The sequence below is a fragment of the Shewanella salipaludis genome, from assembly GCF_012911865.1.
GTDB lineage: Bacteria > Pseudomonadota > Gammaproteobacteria > Enterobacterales > Shewanellaceae > Shewanella > Shewanella salipaludis.
In genome coordinates this window covers 102,123-114,211 of the sequence record NZ_JAAXYH010000011.1, presented here as the reverse complement: position 1 = coordinate 114,211, position 12,089 = coordinate 102,123, and the positions used below count along the sequence as shown (strand labels likewise).

Below are 12,089 nucleotides of genomic sequence, written 5' to 3'. Positions count from 1 at the left end.
CACCCGTCGTTGCGAGACGTTAAACGCTGCCCAGCTCTTTGCTCTGCTGCATCCGCTGCTTGCAATCCGCGACCCTGTCGGCACGGCGGATCAGGTTCATCACATGCACCAATGCCTGGGCCGAGGCTTCAACCACATCGGTCGCCAGCCCCAGGCCGTGGAAGTTCTGCCCATGATAATTGGCCGTGATGTCCACCTGCCCCAGGGCATTCTGACCTTCGCCCTTGGCCCCCAGCTTATAGCTAGAGATATTGACCTTGTGGGCCGTTGCCCGCGCTATCGCGTTGTAGGCGGCATCGACCGGGCCATTGCCCGTGGCAGCCTCGGTTTTCGATTCACCATCTATCGCTATGCGCACGGTCGCCGTCGCTACGCCTTCGGTGGAGTCTGACTGCACCACCAGCTGTTGCAGTTGGTAATGAGCGTCCGTCTCCGCCTGGGCCTCCATGAAGGCCAAGGCCTCCAGGTCATAATCGAACACTTGTCCCTTCTTGTCCGCCAGCTTGAGGAAGGCCTGGTACAAGAGGTCCATGTCGTAGTCGCGCTCGCTGTAGCCCATTTCCTCCATACGGTGTTTGATCACATGGCGGCCCGAGCGTGAGGTCATGTTCAGGTTGTTACGATTCAGACCAATGCTTTCCGGGGTCATGATTTCATAGGTATTTTGTGCCTTTAACATACCATCCTGATGAATGCCCGAGGAGTGGGTGAAGGCATTGGCCCCGACGATCGCCTTGTTGGCCTGCACCGGCATGTTGCATAACTGGCTGACCAAATTGGAGGTGCGGTGGATCTCCTTGGCCCTGATGCCGGTTTCCACTCCCAACAAACTCTTGCGGGTCGCCAATATCATGGCAATTTCTTCCAGCGAGCAGTTGCCGGCGCGCTCGCCTATGCCATTGACGGTACATTCAATCTGTCTGGCTCCTTGCTCCACAGCGGTGATCGAGTTGGCCACCGACATCCCCAGATCGTCATGGCAATGCACCGAGATGATCGCCTGATCTATGTTGGGAACCCGGTTGAACAGCGTCCGTATGATGCCACCGAATTCGCTCGGCACCGTATAACCTACGGTATCCGGGATATTGATGGTGCGGGCACCGGCGGCGATGGCCGCCTCCACCATGCGGCATAGGTTGTCTATCGGGGTACGGCCGGCATCCTCACAGGAGAACTCCACATCGTCGGTGAAGCGACGGGCATATTTCACCGCCCCGACCGCCATGTCCAACACTTGCTCGAAGGAGCGCTTCAACTTGCTCTCGACATGTATGGTCGAGGTCGAGATGAAGGTATGAATGCGGAACTGCTCCGCCACCGACAGCGCCTGGGCCGCCGCATCTATGTCTTTCTCCAGTGCCCTGGCCAAGGCGCATACCCGGCTCTGCTTGATGGTGCGGGCTATGGTCTGCACCGACTCGAAATCCCCCGGCGAAGACACAGGGAAACCCACCTCCATCACGTCCACGCCGAGACGCTCGAGTGCCAGCGCAATTTGCAGCTTTTCCTTGACCGTCAAGCTGGCGGCCAGCGCCTGTTCGCCATCGCGTAAGGTGGTGTCAAATATGATTACCCTGTCAGACATCTCGCTTCTCCATAGGAGGTCATCCTCCGTTGATTGCAGCTTTACCCGCACCTGAAAACAAAAAACCCCGCGACTGTTAGCGCGGGGTTTGTGAATGCTTGCCTATTTATCGAGCGTGCAACACTAAGACCTCCGCGCAGTATCTGCGAGAGAGAGAATGAGGAGGTCGAGTGTCAGGCTGATATTGTTCATTGGAATTTTCTATTCACCAAATGTAGATTTTTATTCTGTGTCAGTATTTTGAACTGGTTAATATTTAACGTGTGGCGCCATGGGTGTCAACCCCGAATTTTTCATGTTCAACACATTAGACCAGTCAGAACCCGGCGAAAACAGTCCAACTCCCCCCGGGCGAAGACCAGATGAGCTGTCGCAACAGCCAGGGCGTTCGGGTCGGCCCAAGAGACATCATGGGGATAAGCGGCTCATAGCATAAGATTTTTATGCAACTTAGCATAGAAAACTGGGTATACTGGCGCCCGGTTTATTCTGGGATCCCCACTCGCGCACTATCGGAGCATTAAATGGATTTTCGTGTCATGGTTCTGAGTCTGCTGATCTGGCTGACACCGCTCGCGGCGGGGGCCATGGAGCAGATGGATAAGCTGAATCTCTTGATGTACCAGTATCCGACCCAGGCCATGGAACAAATAAACCAACTGGAAAAACAACTGGATAAACCCGGCACTCCTGAGATTGAACGCCTGCGCCTCAGCCTGTTGAAATGTTTCAATCTATTGCAACTGGGTGAGAATGAGGCCGCCCTCAACCTGGCACAGCTGGGGGATGCCAAGGCCAAGCAACTGAAACTGGATAGGGCCAGGCCCTATTTCCTCACCTGTCAGGCAGATGCCTATACCAATTACAACATGCTCAAGCTGGCACTGCCCTTGTTGGATTCGGCCGTGCTCCTGGCCAAGCGCTACCAGCAACCCCAGGCACTGGTCGATGCGCTGCGTCTCAGGGGCCAGCTGGATACGGACACAGAAAATTTCACCTCGGCCATCGAAGATTTACGCCTGGCACTGGACATCTACCCCGACATTCACACCCAGATCAACGACTGGAGCTGGCCACCACAGGCCTATCTCTACGCCGCCATGAGCAATTTACTCTACGCCAGCGGCGATCTGCAGCAGGCAGTGTATTATGCCAACCTGGGGCTGCAATCCGACGAGGCCAAAGGCAAAGTTCTGCAAACCTTGTTGATCAATGCCGCCATGGTGACTCTGGTCAATGGCGACACCCAGACCAGCGACAACTTGCTCAAGCAAGCCAAGGCCCTGCAACCGGAAATTGCCTCACCACTGGAACTGGCCTTCAGCTATGGCATCATAGCCTCGATCGACTTCAAACGCGGCCGGCTGGACAGTGCCGAGGAGTTGATCCGACTCAGCCTGCACACCTTCGAGGCACAGAGAAAATTAATTGCCACCATGCGGGCCAAGCGCCTTCTGGCGCAGATCCTCTTTGCCAAGGGCAAGGACGGCGCCGCAATGGAACTCATAGAGCAAGCGATAAGCCAGGGCATAGAGCTTGGGCAATACAGTGACCTGGAGGAATTTTACGCCATAGTGAGCCAACACTACGCGGCCCAGGCCAACTTCAAGTTGGCCTATGCCTACTCACTCAAACGCTATCAAGCCAAGGAACAGGCAGATCAAACACTCAACGATGCCCGCTTCATTCAGTTCAAGGCCAGGCTGAATCAGCAGGAGTCCCTGCAACTGGTCTCGCAACCCGACGCCGGCAACACCCTGTTTGCCTTCAAGGGGTTCTACTTGGCCCTGATAGCCGCCACCCTGGTCCTGCTGTGCGTCTGCGTCTGGTACCTGATCTACCGTAAGCACAGGCATCAAGCCGGCAATCACGGCGTGCAAGAGTCAGGTTCCATGACACAGGAATTGGATGCCATGCTCAGTGGCGCCAAACGGGGCAACACGCCATTGTCGCTCTTGTTGTTCAACACCAGCCACGTACGCCAGGTCGATCTGTCGCCTCTGCAGTCACAGATGGAACAAAGACTCAGGGAGCAGGACAAACTGATACGCTATTCGATGGATGAGTTGGTGATCATCTTGCCCCATACCTCCGCCGTCGGTGCCAAACGTGTGATGGAGCAGCTCGTCGACTGTATTCAGCCCTGGCAGGCGGGTTTCAAGGTCAATCTGGGGCTGGCGACACTGCAACATTTCGATACCTTGGCTTCGCTGATAAAACGGGCCAACATCAGTCACTTGGGTCAGGTCAAAGCCACAGAGTCGCCGGCGTCAACACCACAAGCCCAATAGCAGGGGCGCAAGTGCCGTTTCCGGCCTCACTCCCCCGCCAGATAGGCACTGATTTCGTCGAGGAATTCACCGCCGAAACGACTGAGCTTGCGCTCACCCACGCCATTGACCGCCAACATCTCCCCCGGGCTGGTCGGCACCATGGCCGCCATTTCGGCCAGGGTGGCGTCGTTGAACACCAGATAGGGAGGAACATCTTGCTGTTCCGCCAGGTTCCGGCGCAGTAATTTCAACCTGGCAAACAACTTACGATCGTAGTTCTGTGGCACCCTGGCCTGACTCGTCCTGCGTTTGCCCGTGATAAGTTGAATTCTCGGCTCGGCCAACATCAACACAAGTTCGCCCCTGAGCACGGGTCTGGCGGCGGGATTCAAGCGGATCGCCGAGCCGCGGCTGATGTCCTGGCTGGCCAGCCCCAAATGGATCAATTGGCGAATGACACTGAGCCAATACTCATGACTCTTGTCCTTGCCTATTCCCCAGGTCGTCAACTTGTCATGTCCCCTGTCCAGCACAGGCGCGGCCTTCGCGCCCCTGAGCACTTCTATGACATGGTTGATGCCGAAACGCTGCCCCAGGCGATAGATGCAGGACAGCACCTTCTGGGCATCCTGGCTGCCATCGTAACGCTTGGGCGGATCCAGGCAGATATCACAGTTACCGCAAGGCTCGAGGGCGCTCTCATCGAAATAGTGCAGCAACACCTGACGCCGGCAGGTCTGTGCCTCGGCGAACGCCGCCATGCTGTTGAGCTTATGGAATTCGACCTGCTGCTGTGGTCCGGGTTCGGACTGCTCGATAAGATGCCGGACCCGGCCGATATCCGCCGGATCGAACAACATGAAGGCCTCGGCGTCCAAACCATCGCGGCCGGCACGGCCCGTCTCCTGGTAATAGGCTTCGACGCTCTTGGGAATGTCATAGTGCACCACATAACGCACGTTGGACTTGTTGATGCCCATACCGAAGGCGACGGTGGCCACCACTATGTCGAGTCTGTCCTTGAGGAAGCCGTCCTGGACGGTCGCGCGCTCTTCCTGGGTCATGCCGGCATGATAAGCCCCGGCATTGAATCCTTGTTGGCGCAAGCGCTCTGCCACCTCATCGACCCGGCGCCGGCTGCTGCAATATATGATGCCGCTGTTGCCCTTCTGCGCTGTGATGAACTGCCTGAGTTGATTGGCGGCGTTGAGTTTCTCGGCGACCGTATAACGTATGTTGGGTCTATCGAAACTGGCCAGCAGGCTGTAGGGAGTGATCCCCAGGCGCTCACAGATACTGGCGCGGGTCGCCTGATCTGCCGTGGCCGTCAAGGCCATCAGGGGCACATGGGGAAAATACTGTTTCAACTGCCCCAGGGCGGCGTATTCCGGCCTGAAGTCATGGCCCCACTGGCTGATGCAGTGCGCCTCGTCGATGGCGAACATGGCCAATGGCAGGGATTGCAGCCGCTCGATGAAGTCGGGCCGCAACAGGCGTTCGGGCGACACATACAGCAGCTTAAGTTCACCGAACCTCAACTGCCTGAGCACCTCCAGACTCTGCTCCCTCGGCTGGGACGAGTTGAGGTAGGCCGCGGCAACGCCTGTCTGCAACAGGCTGTCGACCTGATCTTTCATCAAGGAGATCAAGGGAGAAACCACCAGGGTCAGGCCCTCCATCAGCAGTGCCGGCAGCTGGTAGCACATGCTCTTGCCGCCACCGGTCGGCATGATCACCAGACAATCCTCGCCGGCGCACACCCTCTCTATCACTTCCCGCTGGCCATCCCTGAAGGCGCGATAGCCAAATACTTGTGCCAGGCGCTGTGACAGCGGATCTTGTGATACTTCCAATGCAGATGGGTCCATGGGGCTCGGATGTCAAAAGTGAGGCGCACTATTCTAATCCAGCTCGCCTGCCCTGTCTTGCCTCAATCGTCTTCGCGTCTCCTTGGGTTTGCATTTCTTGCCTGAATGACGGTAGATTAATTGCTCTAAACAGAATGATTCGGGTCGCATAGACACAGGGACACACATGGCTACAGCTATTCAAACAGCAACACTCCAAAGGGTCGCCCAGATTTTCGACGCCCAGGTGCCCTTCCATAACCTGCTGGGATTGGACATCAAACGCTATGATCTCGACGGCGTCGAAGTGACTATCAGGATGAAGCCAGAGCTGATAGGCAACATACACCAGCAGATCCTCCATGGCGGCGTGACAGCCACCATACTGGACGTGGTCGGCGGCCTGACCGCCTTCGCCGGCCTGGTGGCCAGCCGTGACGATTGGTCCCTGGAGGCATTACAGCAAAGGCTCAAGACCCTGGGCACCATAGACATGCGGGTCGATTATCTGCGCCCCGGTCGCGGCGATGTCTTCACCGGCACGGGCAGCGTGATCCGCGCCGGCAACAGGGTCTCTGTCTGCCGCATGGAGCTGCACAACGAGCAAGGCACTCACATCGCCTTCGGCACAGGCACCTACATGGTCGGCTAGCGCTTGTGTTTGCCGGCCATGGCAGACTAACGGGACAGGGAGCGCCAAAAGAAATAACCCCAAGGCTTGAGCCAGGCAGTTCGAGGGCCTACAATCGCCATTCCAATCGACTCCGAACTGCTCACATGCCCAATCTCGAACACCGCAAAGGGATCTTCCTGGCGATTTGCGCCTATTGCCTCTGGGGCTTTGCGCCTCTGTACTTCAAACTGCTGCAACAGGTGGCCGCCACCGAAATACTGCTGCACCGCATCATCTGGTCGTTCGCCTTCATGTTGTTGCTGATGGCCGGCATCGGCGGTTTCTCCCGCCTGAGGTTGCTGCTGCGCCAGCCGAAGCAACTGGCGGTGTTGCTGCTGACCTCTGTGCTGATCGCCGGTAACTGGCTGTTGTTTATCTGGGCGGTGAATAACGACCACATGCTGGATGCCAGCCTGGGTTACTTCATCAACCCCCTGCTCAACGTGTTGTTAGGCATGCTGTTCTTGGGGGAGAGACTGCGTAAGCTGCAATGGGTTGCGGTGGCGCTCGCCTGCATAGGGGTGATGATCCAGTTGCTCTCTTTCGGCTCCATCCCCTTGGTCTCACTGGCATTGGCGGGTTCCTTCGGCTTCTACGGCCTATTGCGCAAGAAGGTCAATGTCGATGCCAAGACTGGGCTGCTGGTCGAAACCGCGATCCTGCTGCCCGTGGCGCTGAGCTATCTGCTGCTGACCCTGGACAGCGCCAGCGCCAACATGTTCACCAACCCCTGGCAGATGAACCTGATGTTGATGGCCGCCGGCATAGTGACCACCATTCCCTTGTTATGCTTCGCCGGTGCCGCCGTCAGGATCCCCCTGACCCTGTTGGGTTTCCTGCAATACATAGGCCCCAGCATCATGTTCATCATGGCCATAGCCGTATTTAACGAGCCTTTCGATGTCGAGAAGAGCATCACCTTCGGCTTCATCTGGAGCGCCTTGCTGCTGTTCAGTGCCGACATGCTCATCAGACGCAAGCAAACCAGGCTGGTGCCCGACTAGCTCGGCAAACCGTTGGCGAGGCGACAAACTGACGATGAAACGAAAAATGCCAGCTGAGCTGGCATTTTTATTGGGCGCTTACTGCAGATCCAGGGCGAGAATCTTGGAGCGCCGCTGATAGTTATACAGCTGCTTCTTCTTCTGCGGCAAGGCATCCACTTCGACTATGTTGAAGCCATGCTCCAAGAACCAGTGAATGCTGCGGGTGGTGAGGGCAAACAGTCGACCGTAGCCCCTGACTCTCGCCTGATTGATGATGTTCTTCAGCAACAGGCTGCCTCTATCCGCATCCCGGTAGTCAGGGTGTACCACCAGACAGGCGAATTCGCCGGCATTGTCTTCCTCGAAGGGGTAGAGGGCGGCGCAGCCAATGACCAGCCCATCGCGCTCGATCAACATGAACTGCTCTATCTCTATTTCCAGCTGCTCGCGGGAACGCCGTACCAATATGCCCTGCTCTTCCAGTGGCCGGATCAGATTCAATACCCCGCCGATATCCGCTATGGTTGCCCGGCGCAGTCGCTCGGCGCTCTCTGTCACTATCTGGGTACCTATGCCCTCTCGGGAGAATAACTCCTGCAACAGGGCACCGTCTTCGAGATAGCTGACCAGATGGCATCTGGGCACGCCGTTACGACAGGCGTCTATGCTGGCCTTGAGGAAGGCCGTAGTGCCTATGCAAGGTTGTTGCTCCGCCTCCAGCCGATCGAGGATCTGTTGTGCATCGGTCGGCATCAGCTCGGCGATGACCTCACCATTACTGTCTAGGATCCCGCTCTGGGCACTGAAACCTATCATCTTGTCGGCCTTGAGCTTGATGGCCACCTGGGTCGCAACTTCTTCGGCCGTCAGGTTGAAACTCTCGCCTGTGACCGAGGCGGCAATCGGCCCCATCAACACTATGCAATTCTTATCCAGCTGATGCCGCAGGCCCTCGACATCGATGCGGCGCACCTTGCCGCTGAGTTGGAAATCCACCCCATCATCGATCCCCAGCGGCTGGGCGATCACAAAGTTCCCGCTGACTAGGTTGATCTGCGCCCCCTGCATTGGGGTATTGCTCAGGCTCATGGACAGGCGGGCGGTAATGTCGAACTGCAAGGCCCCGGCCACCTGCTTGATCACCCTCAGGGTGTCTTCGTCGGTGATCCGCACGCCATTGTGATAGGCTGGTGCAATATTGTTGCTGCCGAGCGCCGCATCTATCTGTGGCCTGGCGCCGTACACCAGCACGACCTTGATCCCCAGGCTATGCAGCAGGGCGACATCGTTGATGATGGCGCGAAATTGACTCTGGGCCAGGGCTTCTCCGCCGAGCATCACCACGAAGGTTTTGCCCCTGTGAGCATTCACATAGGGAGCGGAATGACGGAAACCATCGACTAATTCAGTGGTACGCACGCGTTATTTTCACCTCTATTCGACCCGGGACGGGCACCAGCCCTGCCCACATTGACAATTTTGGCTATGCTATTGCATTTTAATTCACAATAAAAGAATTTAATCTCACTTGATGGCCGTATTTTATCATAACCAGTCAGTATCGCCGCTTTGTGTTACACAAATATAAGTGTAGAAGAAATAATGATACTTTCAGGCGCATTCCCGCCGGCAGCCGGATTTAGCCAGGCAAAAAAAAAGCCCCAAGAAGGGGCTTTTCGCAAGAAGTGAAATCGAGTAATTACTTGATTTTAGCTTCTTTGTAGATAACGTGCTGACGGATAACGGGATCAAACTTCTTGATCTCCATTTTCTCAGGCATGTTACGCTTGTTTTTCTCAGTAGTGTAGAAGTGACCAGTCTTAGCGCTTGAAACTAATTTGATCTTCTCGCGATTACCTTTAGCTTTAGCCATGATCTATTATACCTTCTCGCCACGGGCACGAAGTTCAGCAACAACTGCTTCGATACCTTTTTTGTCGATCAGACGGATACCTTTAGTAGATATACGTAACTGTACGAAACGCTTTTCTTCTTCTAACCAAAAACGGTGGTTTTGCAGGTTAGGTAAAAAACGACGACGGGTCGCGTTTTTTGCATGCGAACGGTTGTTACCAACCATCGGCTTCTTGCCAGTAACTTGGCATACTCTTGACATGTCAATCTTCTCCAAAAACAATTTAACGCTCGAGCATTAATGTACCTCGTATGGCCGTCGCCCGAGGCACAAAGAGGGCGCATTTTATACACGATCCCCTAGGGAAGATCAAGCAATAGATTAATTAATCCACCCTCGCTCCGCAAAGGATACTATCTCAGTGTCGCCGACAACCATATGGTCTAGCAAAGAAACATCTATGGTTGCCAAGGCATTTTTTAAGCGTTCAGTTATGCGTCTGTCAGCCTGGCTGGGCTCGGCAATGCCAGACGGGTGATTATGGCACACTATAACTGCCGCAGCTTTTTTCTCCAACACCAGGCTAACCACTTCGCGAGGGTAAACCGATGCCGAATCTATGGTGCCGCGAAATAGCTCTACAAACTGTATCACTCTGTGCTGGCTATCGAGCAGCAAGATGGCGAACACTTCATAGCTGCGATCGGCCAATTGTCGCATTAAATAGTCCCGAGTTAAATCGGGATTTGTCAAAACCTGGCCTCTTTGCAGATTTTCGTGCGCCACACGCCGTGCCAACTCGGCAGCGGCCTGAAGCTGGGCGTATTTTACAGGGCCAACCCCGGGAAGTCGACACAACTGCTGCCTGGATGCCGCCAACAGGCCCCTCAGACCGCCAAACTCGTTGATCATGCCGCGGGCAAGCTCGACGGCATCCACGCCGGGGATGCCGCTGCGCAACAACACCGCCAGCAATTCGGCGTCTGAGAGCAAGTTGGCCCCCAGTTGCAGCAACCTATCCCTGGGCCCCTCACCCTCGGGCCAGTCTTTAATTCCCATCCGCCACTCCCTGTCCAAGCCTGCTGATTTAACGGCTGTTCCTAAACAGTATGGAACATAATTTTTCCCCCTTGGCCTCACAACAGCGAAACCCTTTGTGATATCGTTGGCGCAATGATTTCTCAGTCGGATTGAGTCTGTGAGCCTGACCAATAAAAAAATACTCCTGGGCATAGGTGGCGGCATCGCCGCCTATAAGAGTGCCGATCTGGTGCGGCGCCTCAAGGAACGTGGCGCCCAGGTGCGGGTGATCATGAGCCAGAGCGCGCTGGAGTTTATTACCCCGCTGACACTGCAGGCCCTGTCCGGTCATCCGGTGGCCACCAGCCTGCTGGATCCGGCCGCCGAAGCCGCCATGGGACATATAGAATTGGCGCGTTGGGCCGATATGCTGTTGATAGCCCCCGCCACGGCCAACCTGCTTGCCCGCATCAATGCCGGCATGGCAGATGACATACTCACCACCACCTGTTTGGCTACCCAAGCCCCAGTGGTGCTTTGCCCGGCGATGAACCAGCAGATGTACCGCAACGCCGCCACCCAGGCAAACCTCGCCCAGCTGGCGCAGCGTGGACTCACCCTCTGGGGCCCAGACAGCGGCAGCCAGGCCTGCGGCGAAGTCGGTCCCGGACGCATGCTGGAGCCTTTGGCCATCGCCCGGTTGACGGAGCAGTTCTTTGCCCCCAAGAGTTTTGCCGGCCAGACGATATTGATCACCGCCGGGCCCACCCGCGAGGCCATAGATCCCGTGCGTTACATCTCCAACCACAGCTCGGGCAAGATGGGCTTCGCCCTGGCCAAGGCCGCGACCGACATGGGCGCCAAGGTCACCCTGGTTGCCGGCCCCGTCACCCTGCCAACCCCGGCCGGCGTGCACCGCATAGATGTAGAGTCGGCGCAGGAGATGCTGCAGGCCGTGATGGATAATGTTGATCAGCATGGTATTTTTATCGGTTGCGCCGCGGTCGCCGACTATCGCGTCGCCGAAGTCGCCGCCGGTAAGATCAAGAAGTCAAGCGAGCAGATGCAGCTTGCACTGGTACGCAATCCTGATATCTTAGCCACGGTTGCCAGCCATAGCCCCAGACCCTTTACCGTGGGTTTTGCCGCCGAGACGCACGATGTCGAGGCCTACGCCAGGGGCAAACTCAACAACAAGAAGCTGGATATGATAGCCGCCAACGATGTCTCGGTTGCCGGTCTTGGCTTCAATGCCGATGCCAATGCCCTGCGGGTCTTTTGGCAAGATGGCAGCCAGGATTTACCCGCGACCGATAAGCTCAGCCTTGCCGGACAATTGCTCTCATTGATAATGAAAAAAATAACCCATAAATGAAGACACCAATAGAACTGAAAATCCTCGATTCGCGCATAGGCTCCGAGTTTCCCCTGCCTGCCTATGCCACCCCAGGCAGCGCCGGCATGGATCTGCGGGCCATGCTCGACACAGACCTGACCCTGGCCCCGGGCGAAACCGTGCTGATCCCCACTGGCATCGCCGTCCATGTGGCCGATCCCAGTTTGGCGGCGGTGATCCTGCCACGCTCCGGCCTGGGTCATAAACACGGCATAGTGCTCGGCAATCTGGTCGGCCTCATAGACTCGGACTATCAGGGGCCGCTAATGGTGTCCTGCTGGAATCGCAGTCAGCAGCCCTTCACCCTGGAGATAGGCGACAGACTGGCACAGCTGGTCTTCGTTCCCGTAGTGCAGGCACAATTCAAACTGGTCGACGAGTTTGACAGCTCAGATCGTGGTGAAGGCGGATTTGGCCACTCGGGCACCAACTAATCTGTCGATGATTGATC

Annotated in this window: 11 protein-coding genes; 5 read left to right on the top strand and 6 right to left on the bottom strand. The window is 56.4% G+C overall.

What is annotated here, in order from left to right; translation table 11 throughout:
* Positions 1–19: 19 nt before the first annotated feature.
* Positions 20–1,588 (bottom strand): 2-isopropylmalate synthase, encoded by a 1,569-nt coding sequence (gene leuA, locus HC757_RS14520; RefSeq protein WP_169565098.1) that lies wholly within the window; start codon positions 1,586–1,588, stop codon positions 20–22.
* 524 nt (positions 1,589–2,112) lie between these two features.
* On the opposite strand from leuA, the gene HC757_RS14515 reads away from it, so the two are divergent.
* On the top strand, positions 2,113–3,879 hold the full coding sequence (locus HC757_RS14515; protein WP_169565097.1) for a diguanylate cyclase domain-containing protein: 1,767 nt from the start codon (positions 2,113–2,115) through the stop codon (positions 3,877–3,879).
* Between the two features lie 26 nt (positions 3,880–3,905).
* Here HC757_RS14515 and recQ read toward each other — a convergent pair whose 3' ends face one another.
* Complete coding sequence (recQ, locus tag HC757_RS14510; protein ID WP_169565096.1) at positions 3,906–5,729, bottom strand: DNA helicase RecQ; 1,824 nt, start codon at positions 5,727–5,729, stop codon at positions 3,906–3,908.
* Between the two features lie 166 nt (positions 5,730–5,895).
* On the opposite strand from recQ, the gene HC757_RS14505 reads away from it, so the two are divergent.
* Both HC757_RS14505 and rarD read left to right on the top strand, forming a co-directional pair.
* A complete protein-coding gene (locus HC757_RS14505) occupies positions 5,896–6,360 on the top strand; it encodes a thioesterase family protein (RefSeq protein ID WP_169565095.1) in 465 nt (154 codons plus the stop codon).
* A 125-nt stretch (positions 6,361–6,485) separates the two neighbouring features.
* The gene (rarD, locus tag HC757_RS14500; protein ID WP_169565094.1) at positions 6,486–7,385 is read left to right on the top strand and encodes an EamA family transporter RarD; all 900 of its coding nucleotides are present in this window, start codon (positions 6,486–6,488) and stop codon (positions 7,383–7,385) included.
* A 78-nt stretch (positions 7,386–7,463) separates the two neighbouring features.
* On the opposite strand, the gene argA is transcribed toward rarD, so the two are convergent.
* The 4 genes from argA to radC all read right to left on the bottom strand — a co-directional run bounded on the left by argA (position 7,464) and on the right by radC (position 10,281).
* Entirely contained in the window at positions 7,464–8,786 is a 1,323-nt protein-coding gene (gene argA, locus HC757_RS14495) for an amino-acid N-acetyltransferase (RefSeq protein WP_169565093.1), read from the bottom strand.
* Positions 8,787–9,066: 280 nt separating this feature from the next.
* Positions 9,067–9,240 carry a 50S ribosomal protein L33 gene (rpmG, locus tag HC757_RS14490; protein ID WP_007651290.1) on the bottom strand — a complete coding sequence of 58 codons (174 nt, stop codon included), beginning with the start codon at positions 9,238–9,240 and terminating at the stop codon, positions 9,067–9,069.
* A gap of 6 nt (positions 9,241–9,246) precedes the next feature.
* Positions 9,247–9,483 (bottom strand): 50S ribosomal protein L28, encoded by a 237-nt coding sequence (gene rpmB / locus HC757_RS14485; protein ID WP_169565092.1) that lies wholly within the window; start codon positions 9,481–9,483, stop codon positions 9,247–9,249.
* A gap of 120 nt (positions 9,484–9,603) precedes the next feature.
* On the bottom strand, positions 9,604–10,281 hold the full coding sequence (radC, locus tag HC757_RS14480) for a RadC family protein (protein WP_169565091.1): 678 nt from the start codon (positions 10,279–10,281) through the stop codon (positions 9,604–9,606).
* A 139-nt stretch (positions 10,282–10,420) separates the two neighbouring features.
* Between radC and coaBC the strand changes: the two genes are divergently transcribed.
* Together coaBC and dut are read left to right on the top strand one after the other, a co-directional pair.
* Positions 10,421–11,617, top strand: a complete 1,197-nt coding sequence (coaBC, locus tag HC757_RS14475; RefSeq protein WP_425313975.1) for a bifunctional phosphopantothenoylcysteine decarboxylase/phosphopantothenate--cysteine ligase CoaBC — start codon at positions 10,421–10,423, stop codon at positions 11,615–11,617.
* A complete protein-coding gene (gene dut, locus HC757_RS14470) occupies positions 11,614–12,072 on the top strand; it encodes a dUTP diphosphatase (RefSeq protein WP_169565090.1) in 459 nt (152 codons plus the stop codon). The genes coaBC and dut overlap by 4 nt, the downstream gene beginning before the upstream one ends.
* Positions 12,073–12,089 lie beyond the last annotated feature (17 nt).